We start from the raw sequence: 18,266 nt of genomic DNA, 5'->3' as shown, positions 1-18,266 counted from the left end.
TTATTTACCGGGTAGAGCCGTCTTTTTTTGCTTGAGTCGTTTTCTAGAATGTCTCCTGCCTTGCATGACGGCATTTAATTGACCGCCGATAATCAACAGCATCGCTGATAAATACAGCCAAAGCAATAATAGGATTATTCCGCCAATGCTTCCGTATGTTGCTGAGAAATTGCCGAAATTATTAATATAGATGGAGAACAAGTAAGACAGTAAAAGCCAGCCGAGCGAAGCGAATGCTGCTCCCGGCAACACCGTCCTGAAACTTATGCGTACATTCGGCGCAAGCCAGTAAATGACAGCGCACACAACAAAGGTGATCAAGGCCGGAATGGTGAAGCGGATCATTCCCCACAACTCCAAGAACCCTTCCTCAAGCCCAAGAAAAGCAAAAAAGAACAAACCGATCTGTCGGCCGAATATTGGCAAGGCGAGCGCCACAACCAGCATGATGATTAACAGAATGGTCATTAAAATCGACATACCTCTTGCCAGCAATAACGGCCGGCTTTCCTTTACACGGTAGGTCGCATTTAAGGATTTGATCAATGCATCCATCCCAAGGCTGGCTGACCAAATCGTTGCAAGTACACCAAACGATAGCAAGCCGCCATTTTGATTGGTGAGGATTTCGTTCAAAGTCTGTTCGACTAGTACATATACTTCACCAGGAATCACATTTTCCATGAACGTAAAGACTTCTTCTCTGGGCAAGTTTAAATAAGGCAATAAGTTGACAAGGAAAATCAACAGCGGAAAAATCGATAATAGGAAAAAAAACGCCAATTGCGCTCCGAGTCCCTGCACATCGACGTCTTTAATCCGTATCGCTAATTCTTTTATAAAACCACGGCCAGTCAGTACATCATATTTCGGCTTTTGCACTTGAGACCGGCCGTTCTTTTTAGAGCTTGCCATGACCTATCCCGCTCAGTTGCGGTTCTGGTTGTACGAGTTGTTTGAGTTGTTTGAATTACTTGAGTTGTTTGAGTTGTCAGAAGATGAATCGTCCGTCAATGAAGAACTCGGTGATGGGTTGTCTTCTTTCACTGCTGATAGGACATCATCTTTAGATTCGACAACCGCTTCTTTCGTTTCCATCACGGCGCCTCTTGCATCTTGTGCTACTTCTTTCACTTCTGGCACTAATTTTCTCACTTGTTCCACTTTTCCACCTACATATGCAGCATCTTCAGAAATACGCGCGTACAGATTTTGGGCACGCTCTGCCTGTTCTTTAAAAGCAGACTTCAACTCATCTTTATTGCTGGCATAGTATTTAGCGTTATCGCTTGCTCTTTTCGATTTATCCACCACGTCTTCACGTGTGTTGCGGTCCAATAATGAAACTAACGCTCCTACAGCCGCTCCTACTACTATCCCTGTCATTAATTTGTTTTGGCTCATTCCAAATTCCTCCTAGTATAAAATATAGTTTCTGTCATACTTCGATTTTTTCCCTCTTCCTTGAAAATCTAAACACATCAGCAATTCTTTTTTAAAAATAACTTGACTCTGCCGCCAAACTTTCGGAATATTAACTCTACAGGAGAAATTATTCCTAAAGAAAAAATTATCAACGAGGGGGAGAAAACATGGAGGCTTTAACAGAATTTCTAGGCACGGTCAGCGGTTATGTATGGGGACCGCCGCTTTTGATTCTCCTGGTAGGGACTGGGATTTTCTTGACGGTCCGGCTGGGACTTTTGCAATTGCGCTTATTGCCATATGCATTGAAGCTAACGTTCAGTAAAAACCCGGATAAAGATGCAGAGGGTGATATTTCTCATTTCCAAGCATTGTCGACAGCTATGGCTGCGACAGTTGGGACAGGAAATATCGTCGGGGTGGCAACAGCAGTCATTCTCGGTGGTCCTGGAGCTGTTTTCTGGATGTGGTTTTCTGCATTCTTCGGGATGGCAACAAAATACGGTGAAGCCGTTCTTGCTGTCAAATACCGCATTGTAGATGCTAAAGGACAAATGGCCGGCGGGCCGATGTATTATCTTGAGCACGGCTTGAAACAGAAATGGCTGGCCGTGCTATTCGCCATATTCGGCGCTATCGCTGCATTTGGTATCGGAAACGGCACACAGTCCAATTCTGTCGCATCTGTTGTACGCGATACTTTTTCTGTGCCAACATGGATTACAGGGATCATCTTGACGATCTTCGCTGCCGTTGTCATCATCGGCGGAATTAAAACAATCGGTAAAGTAACTGCATTTTTCGTACCATTTATGGCCTTATTTTATATCATTGCCGGAATCATCATCATGATTCTCAATATGGATCTTATTCCTGCAGCCCTCGGCACGATCTTTAGCGCTGCCTTTACGGGCGAAGCTGCAGTGGGTGGTGCGATCGGTGCTGCGATCCGCTACGGTGTAGCACGAGGCGTCTTCTCCAACGAAGCCGGCCTTGGTTCTGCACCGATCGCGGCGGCAGCGGCAAAAACCGATATGCCTGGCCGCCAAGCGTTGGTCTCGATGACTCAAGTGTTGTTCGACACTTTGATCATTTGTTCGATTACCGGTATCACCATTGTCATGTCCGGTTTATATAAGGATGACAGCCTTGAAGGCGCAGCGCTCACGACAGCTGCATTTGAGCAGTTCCTCGGAGGAGTTGGCCCTTATATCGTCGCCATTGGTTTAATTTTCTTCGCATCGTCGACCATCATTGGCTGGTCTTACTACGGCGAGAAGTGTTTCCAGTATTTGTTCAAGAGTCCGGGCTTGTTGATCGTTTACCGCGTCGCCTTTGTGGCAATGGTATTTGTCGGCGCGACGGTCTCGCTTGATGTCGTCTGGACCTTCTCAGATGTCATGAATGGCTTAATGGCATTCCCGAACTTGATCGGCCTTCTCGGACTTTCCGGCGTCATCGTTTACGAGACGAAGAAAATCACGGCGAAGATCAAAGAAGAGAAAGAACAGGCTCGCTCTGGCAATTGACATTCCATTTGAATAATGAAATGATAAAGCATACCCACCCGAAAGGCAGGAATGGATCATGGATTTATCCAAACAGTCACCTGAGAACGTCGATTTTATGATTGAGGAAATAAAAACGAAGCTGCGTATGGTCAATGTTGATGCAATGAAAGCGGAGCATTTCAATTCTTCCGAGTACGAAGACTTGCGCGAAATTTACGAGATGGTCAAAAATCGTAATAATTTCAGCCCGAATGAAATGCAAGCCATTGCCTCTGAACTTGGTTCATTACGCAAATAAAAAAACCTGAAGCCTTGTGCTTCAGGTTTTTTTATTTGCTGTCGAGAAACCTCGACAGCCTTTTTTGCCTTTCGCTCCGGCCGGACGCTTTCCGAGGGCCCACAGGATGTGGGTCAGCTAAGCGTTGCGACAGGACGTCGCGTTCTTAGCTTAGCTTCCTAAAGACGGCCATTTCAGCTTTTCTTTTGTCCAGCTCAATCGCCCAGCTCCTCGGGTCATAAGCCAACTGTCCTGTGCGACAAAGGACGCCGCTTCGGACATCTGTCTTATGCCTGTCGGAGCTCAACGGGCGCTTTTGCTTTTCTTTTTGTCTAGCGTCAATGGCCTGCCTCTCGGGTCGTAAGCCACTTCCCCTGTGCGGCAAAGGGCGCCGCTTCGGGGACCCGTCTTACGCCTGTCGAGCCATAGCGGCCATTTCAGCTTTTCTTTTCATATTGCACGATATACCAGCCGCCTTCTTTGATGACGGTCTGGAGGCTGAGCATTTCGAGTCCGGCTTCTTCTCCCCATTCGATGAGCTCTTCTCTTTTCGGCAGTCGGTAGAGATTATCGAAGGATGAGAAAAAGCTATTGAACACGTTGGCAAACGGTGGGCTGTCTGGGCCTCCGGCGATTGGTGTGACGATCGATAAAATGCCCCCCTCTTCGACCCAGCTGCTGATTTCCTTGAACAAAGCCTGGCGTTTTTCGAGCGGGATGTAGTGCAGCACATTATTAATCATCACCATGTCCTGCGGAGATTCGGGCTTGTAATTCCACAAATCTGCCTGCTCAATAAAGACATTGTCTTGTGCTGCCGTCAATTGTTTCGCCGTTTCCACTACTTCTTCGCTAATTTCAATTCCTGTAAATTGTGTAGATGGGAATCGCAGCCCCATTTTTTTTATGTAGCCACCTTCTCCGCAGCCAATGTCGAGTACACGTCGACAGTTTTTCTCCTTCAGCCTTTTGGCCATTTTTGGATAGGCTAAAACTTCTAACAGTCGGCTAGTCTCTGCCACGGTTCCTGCGTGTTCGTCTTCATCGAAATGGAGACGACTCCGGTTGCGCATCATTTCGGGATATTGGAGCAAGGTTGGGAGATGCAGTTCCATCATTTCTTTTAGCAACACGCCTGAAGAATTATTGCCTTTGGATTTTGGTAACTTCCACCGATTCTTAATCTGGTAACGGTTGCGGCTCACTTCTTTCAAGTATCCAATCGATACGCCAATCGCTACCCATTGCGCGAGCAATTGTTCATCAAGGTCAAGTGCATCTGCCACATCAAATTGTGTCATCGGTCGTTCAAATGACTTGAACAAATCTAATTCATATCCAACATAAGCATGCCAGCTATACAGGAACGGCTCATTGCGTTTCATATATGTTCTGGCTTTTACCATTTTCATCACATCAATCATTTAAATCCCTCCACTTTCCACGGGTAATCATCTTCCGGTTTGTAGTATTTCAGTTCTTTTGTGCCTGCTGTTAATTCCTTTGCACGCACCGGCATAAACCCGCCTTGAATAAAGCGGTCCCGGACGTTTTCCTTCCAGAGACCGAGGCCTGAGACATTTAGCATCTGCTTGAAATGGAGGATTGGGTCTTCTTCCATGCGTTCGAATGTCCGCTGGCGCAGATAACTGACTGGACGGTACGGAAATGAATAAGCGAGTGCTGCCAAATGGCTCAACTGGATAACATGGTCCGCTCTGCGATAACGTACTTTTTCGTACCATTTCAAATTGGCTGTATCGGCCGTCTTCTCAGCTAGCATATCCGCCGCAAGCTCCCCGAGCACATCGGCATCTTGTATCGCCATGTTCATGCCTTCTCCTGCCATTGGATGAACTGCATGCGCCGCATCGCCAATAATGGCTTTATTGCCTTTTACATAGGAATTGGCATGATACATGACTGGAATCATCAACTGGATTTTTTTCCAGTCCGTCAACTGCTGGACATAACCGTCCACAGCCGGCGCCAAGTCGGTGTACAGTTTATGAAAATGGCTAATGGGCTTTTCCTTCAAGGTTTTATAATCTCCCGGCGGAATCAAATATACACTTCGCACTTGATCGTCAGGAAGCGGGAACAGCCCGAGGAAACGGTTGTACGTGGAAATGATTTTGCCGTCTGTGAAATTCTCCGCACGCGGAAACGTCACTGTCAGAAAATGATGGTTGTAGGTGGTCTGCTTGACTTCGACTTCCATCGCTTTTCGCGTCACCGATGACCGGCCTTCTGCGCCGAAAAAGAACTTGGCTTCTACTTCAAATTTCTCAGTGCCTTTTTGAAGAATGGCCGCGTGATCAGTATAGCCTTTACAAGCAGTGCCTTTTAAATAATGGAAGTTGTCGTATTCACATGCCGCTTCCCGAATAATCGTCTTCAGTTCTTCATGATGAATCATGTAAGCGGCATTGTACTTTCCTGGCAACACGCTGTAATCCATGAAGGATTGGTCTTTCACTTTCAAGGTACTGGACAGTTCGAGCATGTCGAGTACTTTGATTTCATTGGACCGATCACAAACGGACTCGTATACGCCAAGCCCATCGAACACTTGCATGCTCTTCGGCTGCAGCAGCTCTCCTTTATAAGTCGGAGAGCGCACGGCCATGCGTTCGGCGAGCACGACACTAAAGCCGCGCCGCACCAACTTCAACGCGAGCGTTAACCCGCCTATTCCCCCTCCGCCGATAAACACATCCGTTTTCATGAACTTCAACTCCTTGTGTTTCCTTACCCTTAAAAAGAGTTCCTGAAAACTGTACGGCCGGCAAACATTAAAAAAAGACCCATAATGGGCCTTTTTTTCACAATTTATCCTTAAAGTGCATGATACGAAGCCGCGAGTTCGGCTCCGACCTTAGCATTGTGCTTAACCAGTTCGATATTGGCGACGAGGCTTTCGCCTTCTGTTAGTTCTTTAATTTTGCCGAGCAAAAATGGCGTTACGTCTTTTCCTTTAATGCCGTTTGCATGTGCTTCAGCCATTGCTCGCTCGATAATGCTGTCTATGAATGATTGTTCTAGCGCATGCTCTTGAGGAATTGGGTTGGCGATGACAGCCCCGCCCTTTAAGCCGAGCGACCATTGCGCCTTCAAGATACTTGCGAGTTCTTCAATCGATTGGGAATTGCAACTTAAAGGGAAGCCACTTTGCCGTGTGTAGAATGCTGGCATTTCCTCCGTCTGGTAACCGATGACCGGAACCCCTTTTGTCTCTAAGTATTCGAGTGTCAGTCCGATATCCAAAATCGATTTTGCTCCTGCACAAACGACCGCAACGCTCGTAGTCGAAAGCTCTTCCAAATCGGCCGAAATGTCCATTGTCGTCTCTGCCCCACGGTGAACTCCGCCGATGCCGCCTGTTGCAAAAACGCGTATGCCCGCAAGTTCAGCGAAAATCATGGTCGCTGCCACTGTCGTCGCGCCAATCTTTTTAGTGGCAAGCAATTGTCCGATATCTCGCCGCGATACTTTTGCCACGTCAGGTGCAGTGCCCAAAAGTTCTAACTCTTCATCCGACAAGCCAATTTTGATCTGGCCGTCCATTAAAGCGATCGTCGCTGGCACAGCACCATGATCGCGGACGATTTGTTCTACTTCACGTGCCGTCTCCACGTTTTGAGGATATGGCATGCCGTGCGAGATGATCGTCGATTCCAATGCCACGACTGGCGTGTTCTGTTTAATGGCTTCCTGGACTTCTGTTGAATAGCTGATTACGTTTGTCATTTCAATTCCCCCAATTCTTTGACTAACAAGCTTTCGTTCAATTCCGGGCGTACTGTCTCGCTGCACGCAAGCGTTTTGGCTGCATTCAACATGCCCAGTTGTACCGATTTGCGAAAATCATATCCGGCCAGATGGGCGTGCAGCAGGCCGCCAGTGAAAGCATCTCCCGCCCCCGTGACATCTTCTACGTGCTTTGCTTCGATTGACGGAAAATGCACCACACCATCTCTATCTCCTGCCATGGCGCCAGCTTTTCCTCCGGTGATCACGACCGTTTTCGCGCCTTGAGCAAGAAGCAATTCGACGGCCCGTCTCCAATCCGCTTGATTATGTATCGATATGCCGAGCCTGAGAGCTGCCTCGTCGCGGTTCAGGATTAGGAACGTTATACCGTTTAAATCCTCTGAAAGTCGTTCCATTTTAGGCGCCGATACGGGAATGACAGCAAGCGGCACTTGAGATGAAGAGGCAAGATTTTGCAAATACTGAACGGTTTCTTTCGGACAGTTCAAGTCCACCGCCAGCAATTTCGCGCGCATTAGCTTACTGCGATGAGGTTCCAGATACTCAGGTGTCAACGCCGTATAAACATCCATATCAGCGAGCGCAAAAGCCATCTCGCCGTCTGGTTCCAATACCGCGGTATAACTGCCGGTTACGCTTTTCGCAATGGTCTTGGTCATGGCGGTATCCATATAAGGCGAAGACACTTCTTCGATATAGCGCCATTCCGGATCGTCTCCTGCGACTGATACCAATTGAACCGTGTGTCCCAGCCGTCCTAAGTTTTCCGCAATATTGCGCGCAACGCCCCCGACGCTTCTTGTCACTGTCGCGGGATTGGAAGTACCGTGAACAGAAGCAGCTTTCAAATGAAACTTTCGGTCAATATTAGCCCCACCAATGCACAAAATGGCATTTTCTTCAGGCAATACATAAGCGCGGCCCAAAATCTTGCCTTGCTTGATAAGTCCAGAGATTAGATTGGCTAACGATGGCCGCGAAAGCCCGAGTACATCCGCCATTTCCTGCTGAGACAAATACGGGTCACGTTCGATCAATGCAAGGATTTTCTGTTCATTGCGATTCATTGCATTTCCTCCTCTCTAAACATTTGTTTAAATCATAAACTTTTATAATTTAAATTGCAAGCGCTTTCTTTCTAAAAGCATTGCTATTGCACTGAGCAATTAAATATTGCTACTATAGAAAGGATGAGAGGAGTGTTTTGAAGATGACCACATTTGATGAAAAGTTAACCCGCTATGCAGAATTGGCTGTAAAGGTGGGTGTCAATATTCAGCCTGACCAAAAATTGTATATTGCAGCTTCCATAGACTCAGCGCCGTTCGTGCGCTTGATCGTCAAGAAAGCATATGAAGAAGGCGCTAGGCAAGTTTTTGTGGATTGGAGCGACGATGTGATTTCCCGCACGCGCTTTGAGAAAGCACCGGAGGATTCTTTTGCAGAATACCCGGAATGGAAAATCCAAGAGCGTGAGCAATTGGCTGCACAAGGCGCCGCTTTCATTAGCGTCGTTTCGCAAAGCCCGGACTTACTAAAAGGCATTGATTCCAAACGCATTTCAGCTTCCCAAAAAGCGACCGGGCAAGCATTGAGCAAATACCGTCAATACGTCCAGTCCGACAAAATCAGCTGGTGCGTTCTTGCAGCACCATCTGAGCAGTGGGCGAAGAAAGTCTTCCCCGATCTCCCTGAAAACGAACAAGTATCAGCCCTGTGGGAAGCGATTTTCAAGGCTGTCCGCGCCGATACCGAAAACCCGATTGAAGCTTGGCTGGAGCATGATCGTACGCTTCATACAAAAGCTGATTACTTGAATGACAAAAAATACGCTAAGCTTCATTACCAGGCACCAGGCACTGATCTTGAAGTCACGCTGCCAAAAGGCCATCTGTGGGCAGGCGCTGGTTCCGTCAACGAAAAAGGCCATACGTTCATGGCCAATATGCCGACAGAAGAAGTTTTCACAGTACCGCATAAAGATGAGGTCAATGGTTTTGTCTCAAGCACCAAACCGCTTAGCTATGGCGGCAATATCATCGACGGCTTTAAAATCACATTCGAAGGCGGCCGCATCACGGATGTCTCTGCAGAACAAGGAGAGGAAGTGCTGAAAGAATTGGTTGCCACCGATGAAGGCTCCCACCGCCTCGGTGAAGTGGCATTAGTGCCGCATCAATCGCCGATTTCGGATTCCGGTATTTTGTTCTTCAATACTTTGTATGACGAGAATGCGTCCAATCATTTCGCAATTGGCAGTGCTTATGCGTTCTGCCTAGAAGGCGGCAAAACGATGTCGGCGGATGAATTAAAAGAACACGGTTTGAACCAAAGCATCACGCATGTCGATTTCATGGTCGGCTCTGCTGATATGGACATCGACGGCATTTTGGAAGATGGCACGCGCGAACCGATTTTCAGAAGCGGCAACTGGGCCTTTTAAAGGTCGATAATTCGACACTTAATTTCCCATTCATTTTCATGTATACTGAATAGGATAATTACAGTTTAGAGAGGGGTTATCACTATGCTATACGGTATTACAGCTGTTCTCGGATTTATGGCTGTGATCTTCATGTTCTTCTTCACACTGCTTCATTTCCTTGGCAAAGAACTTCATAGCCATGATGCAGAGCATATCGATCCGCTTCCGAAAGAGCGTCATTAAGTAAAAAGCTTTGCCTCGTAAACACGGGGCAAAGCTTTTTTTCTGTTTATCGTGCCCCTATCACATCTCACAGAAAAGTGATAAAATTTGAATAAGCAGTGCTTATACCGATTAGGAGGAATTCATCCATGTTTTCTGCAACGGATATCGGGATCGATCTCGGTACCGCCAATATTCTCGTTTATACAAAGTCCAAAGGCGTCATTTTAAATGAACCATCCATCGTTGCCCTCGATGCCCGCAGCGGTGCTGTGATCGCCATCGGCTCTGAGGCAAAAGCGATGCTTGGCAAAGCGCCTGATTCCATCCGCATCGTCCGGCCGATGAAAGAAGGCGTCATCGCCGATTTTGACGTCACCCGTGAGCTCTTAAAGCTGGTTATGCAAAAAGCGGCGAAACAGCTCGGCGGTTCATTGCGCAAACCAAAAGTCATGGTCTGCACCCCGTCTGGCGCAACTGCTGTTGAACGCCGGGCGATTCACGACGCCGTGAAACAAAGCGGCGCTAAATCTGTCCACTTGATCGAAGAAACGGTAGCCGCAGCAATTGGCGCTAATTTGCCGATTACGGAACCTGTCGCTTCGGTCATCGTCGATATCGGCGGGGGTACGACAGAAGTCGCCATCATTTCATTTGGAGGCGTCGTGTCTTCCAATACGATCAAGATTGCCGGCGACCGGATGGATGAAGACATCATCCAGTATGTGCGCAAGCATTACAATCTATTGATTGGTGAGAAGACGGCTGAGACAATCAAAAAAGAAATTGGCTACGCGCCGATCCCTCACGAGCCGAAGAAGATGAATATCCGCGGGCGCGACGTCTTAAGCGGCTTGCCGAAGACAATCGAATTGAGTTCCGACGAAATGCAAAAAGCACTTGGTGAGTCGTTATCGGCCATTCTCGAATGCATCCGTGCGACACTGGAAAATTGCCCTGCTGAATTGTCTGGCGATATGGTTGACCAGGGTGTCGTCATTTCAGGCGGCGGCGCTTTGTTGAAAGGCTTGCAGGAATGGCTCGCGCAAGAAATTTCCGTACCGGTCCACATCGCTCCAGATCCACTAGAATCCGTCGCGATTGGCACCGGCCGTTCGCTCGGCATGATCGACCAGCTCGAGAAAATGTCGCGCTGACTTATACCCCACCATCAAGGAGGAAAAGCGATGTCTTTATTAAATGAGATTTTGGATTACAACGAAAAATTTGTAGAAGAAAAACACTATGAGGAATTCATCACCACCAATCTCCCGGATAAGCGGATCGTCATTTTGACTTGCATGGATACCCGCCTGCTAGAACTATTGCCAAAAGCGATGAACTTTAAAAACGGCGATGTCAAAATCGTCAAAAGCGCCGGCGCTATCATTAACCATCCGTTTGGCGGCATTATGCGCAGTTTGTTCGTGGCGGTGTACGAATTGAAGGCTGATGAGATCTATATTATCGGCCATCACGATTGCGGCATGGCGAAAGTGAAACCTGAAGGCATCCTCGAAAAGATGATCGAACGCGGAATTGAAGAAAGTACGATTGAACAAATGAAATTCTCTGGCGTCAACCTCGACGAGTGGTTAAAAGGCTTCGACAATGTATCGGATAGCGTACGCCATAGCGTCGACATGGTCCGCCATCATCCTTTGATGGATAAAACCGTTCCCGTCCACGGCCTTGTCATAGACCCAAAAACTGGAAAATTAGATGTCGTCATTGACGGCAATACAAACGAAAACCGCTGAGATTTCTCAGCGGTTTTGTTTTTGATAATAAATATAATCGAGCGGGACACCGACTTTGCCGAATTGGCGCAACAAGGAAGTGATTTGCCCTCGGTGATAGCTCGCATGATTTACTAGCGTGAACAGCATCTCCTCACGGCTATGGCGAAACTCCTGGCCTTTCATATTGCGGTAATCCAGCTCTTCTTGCCAACTTTTTTCTGACAATGTGGCAAAATACAGTTCCATCTCCGCGTGAAGCAGCATAATGGCCTCTTTTGCCTTTTCCACGGTTTCGACGTCGAACCGTTCGAACTCCGGACTCTTAATGCCATTTATTCGCTGGAACCATAATTTTTCGACACCGATCACATGCTTAATCGTTTCACGGATGGACGGAAACGAATTCAATCCTTCTTTCGTGTAATATTCTTCGCCACAGTCTTGCACCAATTCCAGAACCTTTTGGCTCGCCCATTGATGGTAGGCAAACATTTTTTGGGAATCCACAAGCGTTCCTCCCTTCCTCAATTTTCAAACCATCTCCGCATATCCTTCCACCAACGCAGATAGGCGGCCTTGCCCTTTCAAAAATCCTGTTCGAGCAATGCGTAGTAATAATGGTCTTTCCACTGTCCGTTAATGAACAAAAATTGCTTAAGCAAGCCTTCTTGTTCAAATCCCGCCTTTTCGAGCACACGCAATGAACCGATATTGTCCGGCGCCACGTAGGCTTCTACACGGTGAAGACGCAATTGCTCAAAACCAAAAGCCGTGATCAAGCGAACCGCCTCGCTAGCGATGCCGCGGCCGATGAATTCCTCATCCATCGAATAACCGACGAGTGCACTGAGAAAAGGCAAGCGTTTGATGCTATAAATGGAAATATGGCCGATCAATTGATTGGTGTCGTGTGAGAAAATACCAAAGCTGTACTCACGATTTTCACGCGCCTGATAAATCGACTCGCGGATTTTCTCGCGCTGTACAGCGATCGTGAAGTAACTATCACGATGTCTTGGTTCATAAATCGCCCAATAGTCGCGGTTTTTGACAAGTACCTTCACCATATCTTCGGCGTCTTCTACGGTCAATGTCCGGAGATAACACGTTTTCCCCTCAAAAAGCAGATTCATCTTATCCCTCTTCTGCAGTCAATTTGATGAATTCTTCGACATCTTTTGTGCATAATGCAATGCCTTTTTCCCAGAATCCTTTTTCAGTGATGTCTTCCCCTAGATGTTTCATCGCCAATTCTTCTGTGCTCATGATCGCCGTATCGCGCAGCAAAGCCATGTATTGCTCTTCAAATCCTTGTCCTTCCTCAAGCGCTTTAGCATAGACGCTGAGTGAGAACAAATAGCCGAATGTGTAAGGAAAATTATAGAACGGCACATCGGTAATATAGAAATGCAATTTCGATGCCCAGAAATGCGGATGTCCTTCTGATAGACTGCCAGCAAAGGCTTCTTCTTGCGCCTGCTCCATCAATTCGTTTAAACGGCTCGTCGGAACGACACCATTTTTGCGTTCTTCGTAAAATCTCGTCTCAAATAGGAAGCGGGCATGGATGTTCATGAAAAATGCCACGCTGCGTTGGATTTTGTCTTCTAGCAAGGAAATTTTCTCTTCTTTATTGGATGCATTTTTGACCGCTGCGTCCGCTACGATCATTTCCGCAAATGTGGACGCCGTTTCAGCGACATTCATGGCATAGCTGCGGTTCAAATCATGCATCGGTCTCAGCGCATGCGTATGAAAAGCATGCCCCAACTCATGGGCCAGTGTCGCAACATTGGACATCGATCCGCTGTATGTCATGAAGATGCGCGATTCGCCGCTTTTTGGAAGCGATGTGCAAAAGCCGCCCGGCATTTTATGCGCACGATCTTCCGCTTCCACCCATCCATTTTCTAGCGCATGGCGGGCGAAATTTTGCAGTTCCGGACCGAATTTCCCGAAATGGCGGATGATGAATTCCGAACCTTGCGCGTAATCGAATTGCTGGGCGTTTTCTACAACCGGTGCCTCGACATCGTACCAGGCCAACTGGTCTTTTCCGAGCATTTGTGCCTTATGCGCCAGATAATCCGCAAACGGCTGTTTGTGTTCACTGATTGCCTGCCACATAACGTCCAAGGTTTCCTGCTTCATGCGGTTCATCTGAAGCGGTTCTTCCAGCACATTGTCAACTCCGCGCTTTTTATACATCTGCAGGCGGAAGCCGGCAAGTGAGTTCAAGGTTTTGGCGAACAGCTCTTCTTTTTCTTGCCACACGGCTTCCAACTTGTCATAGGATTCTTTACGCACTTGCTCATTTGAGTGAGCACTTAAATTATTCGCTTGTCCGACCGACAAGGTCTTCTCTTGCCCATCTAAATTTACTTGTACTGAGATGGCGGCAATCAACAAATCGTATAATTCGCTCCACGCGTGATAACCGTCTATGCCAAGCGAGGTGATTAATCCTTCCTCTTGTTCAGACAGCAAACGCTTCGCTTCTTGCCGCCATTCATCCAAAATAAAAGCGAATTCTTTCAAGTTTTCCGTCTTCAACAGCTCGGTCCAGACGTTTGGATCCGTTTCCATAAGCGCCTGCTTAAATTTTAAAAATGCACTTTGGAAGCGGGATCTCATGAGCCCGACTTCGCTTTGCAGCAAAGACGCTTTTTTATCTTCTGTGTTTTGCGCCATTAAGCACCCGATAAAAGCGCCCGCTTGACGGATATCTACCGATACATCACTCGTCTGCTCAAGGAATTCTGCGATCCGCTGTGCGTCGTCTGTTTGTTTCGGCACAGCGAATTGTATCGAAGCCTGCTCGAATTCCACTAATTTTTCCGCTGTCGTTTCGAGATGCGTTTTCAACTCAGCTGAATCACTGCCACCTGAAAACACATTATCAAGTTCCCATACTTCCGGATATGTATTGGTCATTTTTCTCCCCCTGCGTTTACGAATTTTCTAAATACATGAATAAGTATAACATTTCCCTATGTGGAACGGGAACGGCGACTGCCCTGTACTTTTCACGATATCGCCATTTTTCAAAAACTTCCTGCACTTTCTTGTTGGTGGTGTGGGCTGGCGAGTTTATACTGATATTTGAGGAGGGATTTCATATGATTCGCGTACTGCTGATGACGCTGGCATTTATTGCTGTCGTCACCACGAATGCCTTGGCGAATATACTGCCGATCAACGGTCAGACTACCGGTGAAATCTCCGACCGTGTGCCGGTTCTCTTCACGCCGGCCGGTTATGCATTTTCCATCTGGTCCATTATCTACATCTTATTGGCTATTTGGATCATCGGCTTTTGGCTGCGCTTGAAAAAAGGCGTGCACCCACAAGCAAAAGTCTCACTGTTTTTCATCTTGAGCGCTGTTTTCAATATTGCCTGGCTGCTTTGCTGGCATTATGAGTTCTTTATTTGGTCGATCGCTGCGATGATTGCCTATTTAGTGTCGCTGATCGCTTTGTATTTGGAATATGGCAACGACCAACGGGGCTTTATGGAACGCTTGCCGATTTCCGTCAATCTTGGCTGGATCAGTGTGGCGACGATTGCCAATATCAGCTACGTGCTGACTGTCCATAGCTGGAGCGGCTGGGGGCTGAGTGATCAATTATGGACAGTTATTATGTTGACTGTCGCAACTGCACTTGCGCTTCACATCCGCTTTCACCATTCAGATATTCCGCTGACTTTGGTGTTTATCTGGGCGTTCGTTGCAATTGCCGTCCGCCACGGCATGGATGAGTTACTAGTCAGCACGGCCGCTTTGTTCCTGAGCGGCGTTTTGCTAACGGGCATTTTGTTGATCAAGAAAAAACCGTCAAAACCGGTTATAACGCCATAAAAAAACAACCATCGGCTGATGGTTGTTTTTTTGTATTCGATGATTTATTTTTCCAGTTTCGTCAGCAAAATCGGTTCGCCTTTAGTGACGAGTACAGTATGTTCAATCTGGGCAACCAGCGATTGATCCGGTGTGATAAAGGTCCAGCCGTCGCCAGATTCGATAATATGCTCAGCCTTTTGGGAAATAAACGGCTCGACTGCCAGCACCATGCCTTCTTTCAAAATCGTTGTTTCCCATGCATCGTAATAATTAAGGATATATTGCGGCGCTTCATGAAGCGATTTTCCGACGCCGTGGCCAGTCAGGTTCTTAATGACAAACAAGCCTTGGTCTTTCGCTTCGCGCTCCACTGCTTTGCCGATCTGATTTAATTTAGCGCCGGCTTTTACTTTCATCATAGCTCGCTCGAAGGCAGATTCTGCAGCTTGGCAAAGCTTTTCTTTCGCTTCATGCCCTTCGCCGACCACGAAGGAAATGCCCGTATCGGCAAAATATTCACCGTACGATCCGGAGACATCGATATTTACGATGTCGCCGTCATTAATGACGCGCTTTCCTGGAATGCCATGCGCCACTTCTTCGTTGACGCTGATACACGTATAACCAGGGAAGTCGTATTCCGATTTAGGAGCAGAGACGCCGCCCCATTCCTTGAATAGCTGCCCGCCCAATTCATCGAGTTCTTTTGTCGTAATGCCAGGCTTCACGGCGGCTTTCATCGTTTCTCGGATTTCTGCCACCATCTGTCCCGCTTTTTTCAAGCCTTCAATATCTTTTTCATTCGTCGCTATCATAAATACCCTTCTTTCACACTATTCTATTTGAGCATTATAACATAGAATAAGCCGCTCTCGCTTCTCACACCTTCCAAAAGCAATACCGTAAAACTTCAACCAAACACGGGAATTTGTCATGTTATCCATAAAAAAACCCGCCTATCGCTAGGCGGGTTCGATCAAGAATCTGGCTGCGTCAGACGCGGCGCTGTCAAGAATAGCAACGAACAGACAATGGCCGCGACGATTGCGACCGGTATCATGTAAGTAGCATTATAAGCCGCTGAGTAGATAAAGACATTGCCATCAGCAAACATGCCGAAAAACAGGATTCCCGTAATAACATGGATCGCATAACGGAGAAACGAACCAATCAAGACGCCAAGTGCAACCATGATGATGACATTGCCAGTCTTTTTCGCCCGTACCGCCTCTAAATAACGGCCGCGCATCAAACCGGCAAGGCCAACGACGCCATATGCCAGCAGATAATCCAAGATGACTTGCATGACCACAAAGCCGAATGATAACGGCGCTACCGAGATAAAACCCGTCACAATCTGCAATAAGCCGACAAGTAGGCCTGTGACGACGCCTGCTGCGACGCCTCTGCGGAATGCCATTAGCACAATCGGAATCATGACCAAGCTGACCGATCCCCTTGCGGCATGCGAAAGGCCACAAAATCCAAGACAAAGCCGAGAGCTGCAAAAATTGCAATTTCGACCATTAACAATACACGTTTATTTCTCATTCAAACTGCCTCCTTTTGGATTTGCACATCACCAGAAGGGCCGTTTTACAAAACCATAAAAAAACGGCGCCAGGATAGATCCTGGCGCCGCTCGGGCCGGTTTTCCATCCACATCCCTGCGCAAGTGTTACCTTACAGGTTCGAAGGGTAAGAACTTACTCGTTCACTCTCAGCCAAAGCTCCCCTTGTGGTGTATACAATTATTCCGCTATTATGTGTATTGTACACAACGCCCGCTTGGCTTGCAAGGCTGTTTCAGCTAAACGGATTAGGGTAGTTAGGAATTAGCAAACTTTGCGGAAGGTGGTGGAGGCAGCTTGAAAACTGCCGGTTCAATGATTGATTTATTAAAGGATTTGATCAAGATTGAAAGCGATACAAAAGAAGGGGCAAACGAAGCCTTGTTGTTCTGTTCAGAATGGCTTAAGGCTCACGGGGAAGATGTCGAAGTTCATGATAACGATGGCTACCTGATGCTGACCGCCGCTAAAGGGCGAGGCGATGATAAGATCATTTGGAACGGCCATGTCGACGTCGTGCCGGGGCGTAAAGAGCAATTCTCCCCGATTGAAGACGGCGACAAACTATATGGCCGTGGCTCTGCTGATATGAAGGCAGGTGTCGCAGGAATGATGCAAGCATTCGTTGAACTTGATGCGGCCGCGTTACCACGTGAAGTGCATCTACATATCGTCACCGATGAAGAAACCGGTGGGCATTACACTTCAGAGTGGCTTGTCGATCAAGGCCATTATGGTGATTTTGTCATTTGCGGCGAGCCGACCCATTTGAAGATCGGGTTGCAATCAAAAGGTATATTAAGAATGGATATGACATTCAAAGGCAAACCAGCACACGGCTCGCGTCCATGGGAAGGCATCAACGCTATTGAATCTGCGATGAAATTTCATGCTGGCATGAAAGATTTGCCATTCCGCAAAGAATCGACGGAGTATTATGAGCAAGCTTCTGTTAACTTAGCAATTATCGATGCAGGTGATCGCTATAATGTAGTACCGGACACGTGTAAGATGGCCTATGATATCCGCTTTATGCCAGGCCAGGACAAAGACGAGATTGTTCGTCAGATGGAACAGCTTGCCGAAACGCTAGCTGTCGAGATGGATTTCCAAGCAGGCGGCTCTACCCCTGCATTGACGACGAAAGGCGATCATCCGTATATCCAAACTTTGAAGAAAGCTGTCGAAACGAAGCTGTCGGAACAGCCGGTGCTGTTCGGCCAGCACGGGGCTGCCGACACCCGTCATTATGCCAAAAAAATCGGCGGTCAAGGCGCAATCGAATTTGGGCCGAGTGGAGATGACTGGCATGGCAACGCAGAATACGTCTCCATTTCTAGTGTCCATTCCTTTAAAGATATTTTGATAGCGCATGCCCTTGCCCCGGCGAATGTTTAATTAAGACAAGACCCGGGAAAACACTACTAAACCTCAATACGAATAGATGAATGGAGCGATAAATATGGCGATTGGAAGA

Annotated in this window: 19 protein-coding genes and 1 riboswitch; of the genes, 8 read left to right on the top strand and 11 right to left on the bottom strand. The window is 47.4% G+C overall.

Annotated features, from left to right (window positions below; translation table 11 throughout):
• Positions 1–915, bottom strand: coding sequence for a YihY/virulence factor BrkB family protein (locus BBI11_RS04880; RefSeq protein WP_068461169.1), 915 nt, complete (start codon positions 913–915; stop codon positions 1–3).
• Between the two features lie 12 nt (positions 916–927).
• Positions 928–1,404 carry a YtxH domain-containing protein gene (locus tag BBI11_RS16335; RefSeq protein WP_068461168.1) on the bottom strand — a complete coding sequence of 159 codons (477 nt, stop codon included), beginning with the start codon at positions 1,402–1,404 and terminating at the stop codon, positions 928–930.
• Between the two features lie 188 nt (positions 1,405–1,592).
• On the opposite strand from BBI11_RS16335, the gene BBI11_RS04870 reads away from it, so the two are divergent.
• Both BBI11_RS04870 and BBI11_RS04865 read left to right on the top strand, forming a co-directional pair.
• Entirely contained in the window at positions 1,593–2,954 is a 1,362-nt protein-coding gene (locus tag BBI11_RS04870; protein WP_068461167.1) for an alanine/glycine:cation symporter family protein, read from the top strand.
• Between the two features lie 58 nt (positions 2,955–3,012).
• Entirely contained in the window at positions 3,013–3,234 is a 222-nt protein-coding gene (locus tag BBI11_RS04865) for a DUF1128 domain-containing protein (RefSeq protein ID WP_068461166.1), read from the top strand.
• A gap of 416 nt (positions 3,235–3,650) precedes the next feature.
• Here BBI11_RS04865 and BBI11_RS04860 read toward each other — a convergent pair whose 3' ends face one another.
• From BBI11_RS04860 to BBI11_RS04845, 4 genes are all read right to left on the bottom strand, one after another.
• Complete coding sequence (locus BBI11_RS04860; RefSeq protein ID WP_068461164.1) at positions 3,651–4,637, bottom strand: class I SAM-dependent methyltransferase; 987 nt, start codon at positions 4,635–4,637, stop codon at positions 3,651–3,653.
• Positions 4,634–5,941 carry an FAD-dependent oxidoreductase gene (locus BBI11_RS04855; protein WP_068461162.1) on the bottom strand — a complete coding sequence of 436 codons (1,308 nt, stop codon included), beginning with the start codon at positions 5,939–5,941 and terminating at the stop codon, positions 4,634–4,636. The genes BBI11_RS04860 and BBI11_RS04855 overlap by 4 nt, the downstream gene beginning before the upstream one ends.
• Before the next feature lie 110 nt (positions 5,942–6,051).
• Positions 6,052–6,963 carry a pseudouridine-5'-phosphate glycosidase gene (locus BBI11_RS04850; protein WP_068461160.1) on the bottom strand — a complete coding sequence of 304 codons (912 nt, stop codon included), beginning with the start codon at positions 6,961–6,963 and terminating at the stop codon, positions 6,052–6,054.
• Complete coding sequence (locus BBI11_RS04845; protein WP_068461158.1) at positions 6,960–8,054, bottom strand: carbohydrate kinase; 1,095 nt, start codon at positions 8,052–8,054, stop codon at positions 6,960–6,962. The genes BBI11_RS04850 and BBI11_RS04845 overlap by 4 nt, the downstream gene beginning before the upstream one ends.
• Positions 8,055–8,197: 143 nt before the next feature.
• Here BBI11_RS04845 and BBI11_RS04840 point away from each other — a divergent pair, with 143 nt between their 5' ends.
• The 4 genes from BBI11_RS04840 to BBI11_RS04830 all read left to right on the top strand — a co-directional run bounded on the left by BBI11_RS04840 (position 8,198) and on the right by BBI11_RS04830 (position 11,394).
• Positions 8,198–9,430: an aminopeptidase gene (locus BBI11_RS04840; protein WP_068461157.1), complete on the top strand. Its 1,233-nt coding sequence runs from the start codon at positions 8,198–8,200 to the stop codon at positions 9,428–9,430.
• 84 nt (positions 9,431–9,514) lie between these two features.
• On the top strand, positions 9,515–9,655 hold the full coding sequence (locus tag BBI11_RS16455; RefSeq protein ID WP_167358028.1) for a hypothetical protein: 141 nt from the start codon (positions 9,515–9,517) through the stop codon (positions 9,653–9,655).
• A gap of 128 nt (positions 9,656–9,783) precedes the next feature.
• Complete coding sequence (gene mreBH, locus BBI11_RS04835; protein ID WP_068461153.1) at positions 9,784–10,791, top strand: rod-share determining protein MreBH; 1,008 nt, start codon at positions 9,784–9,786, stop codon at positions 10,789–10,791.
• 30 nt (positions 10,792–10,821) lie between these two features.
• On the top strand, positions 10,822–11,394 hold the full coding sequence (locus tag BBI11_RS04830) for a beta-class carbonic anhydrase (RefSeq protein ID WP_068461149.1): 573 nt from the start codon (positions 10,822–10,824) through the stop codon (positions 11,392–11,394).
• 6 nt (positions 11,395–11,400) lie between these two features.
• Here BBI11_RS04830 and BBI11_RS04825 read toward each other — a convergent pair whose 3' ends face one another.
• The 3 genes from BBI11_RS04825 to BBI11_RS04815 all read right to left on the bottom strand — a co-directional run bounded on the left by BBI11_RS04825 (position 11,401) and on the right by BBI11_RS04815 (position 14,310).
• Positions 11,401–11,883: a DinB family protein gene (locus tag BBI11_RS04825; protein WP_068461147.1), complete on the bottom strand. Its 483-nt coding sequence runs from the start codon at positions 11,881–11,883 to the stop codon at positions 11,401–11,403.
• Positions 11,884–11,960: 77 nt separating this feature from the next.
• Complete coding sequence (locus tag BBI11_RS04820) at positions 11,961–12,509, bottom strand: GNAT family N-acetyltransferase (RefSeq protein WP_068461146.1); 549 nt, start codon at positions 12,507–12,509, stop codon at positions 11,961–11,963.
• Between the two features lies 1 nt (position 12,510).
• Positions 12,511–14,310, bottom strand: coding sequence for a M3 family oligoendopeptidase (locus BBI11_RS04815; RefSeq protein ID WP_068461145.1), 1,800 nt, complete (start codon positions 14,308–14,310; stop codon positions 12,511–12,513).
• 185 nt (positions 14,311–14,495) lie between these two features.
• Between BBI11_RS04815 and BBI11_RS04810 the strand changes: the two genes are divergently transcribed.
• Entirely contained in the window at positions 14,496–15,236 is a 741-nt protein-coding gene (locus BBI11_RS04810; RefSeq protein ID WP_068461143.1) for a tryptophan-rich sensory protein, read from the top strand.
• Between the two features lie 44 nt (positions 15,237–15,280).
• Here the strand turns inward: BBI11_RS04810 and map are convergent, their stop codons facing one another.
• Together map and thiT are read right to left on the bottom strand one after the other, a co-directional pair.
• Positions 15,281–16,033 carry a type I methionyl aminopeptidase gene (map, locus tag BBI11_RS04805; RefSeq protein ID WP_068461142.1) on the bottom strand — a complete coding sequence of 251 codons (753 nt, stop codon included), beginning with the start codon at positions 16,031–16,033 and terminating at the stop codon, positions 15,281–15,283.
• Positions 16,034–16,194: 161 nt separating this feature from the next.
• Positions 16,195–16,656, bottom strand: a complete 462-nt coding sequence (thiT, locus tag BBI11_RS04800; RefSeq protein ID WP_335645551.1) for an energy-coupled thiamine transporter ThiT — start codon at positions 16,654–16,656, stop codon at positions 16,195–16,197.
• A gap of 209 nt (positions 16,657–16,865) precedes the next feature.
• Positions 16,866–16,965, bottom strand: a riboswitch (TPP riboswitch).
• Positions 16,966–17,104: 139 nt separating this feature from the next.
• Between thiT and BBI11_RS04795 the strand changes: the two genes are divergently transcribed.
• On the top strand, positions 17,105–18,187 hold the full coding sequence (locus tag BBI11_RS04795) for a M20 family metallopeptidase (protein WP_068465611.1): 1,083 nt from the start codon (positions 17,105–17,107) through the stop codon (positions 18,185–18,187).
• Positions 18,188–18,266: the final 79 nt, after the last annotated feature.

The organism is Planococcus maritimus, assembly GCF_001687625.2.
In the GTDB taxonomy this organism is placed as follows: Bacteria; Bacillota; Bacilli; order Bacillales_A; family Planococcaceae; genus Planococcus; species Planococcus maritimus.
This window is presented reverse-complemented; position numbering and strand designations above follow the sequence as displayed.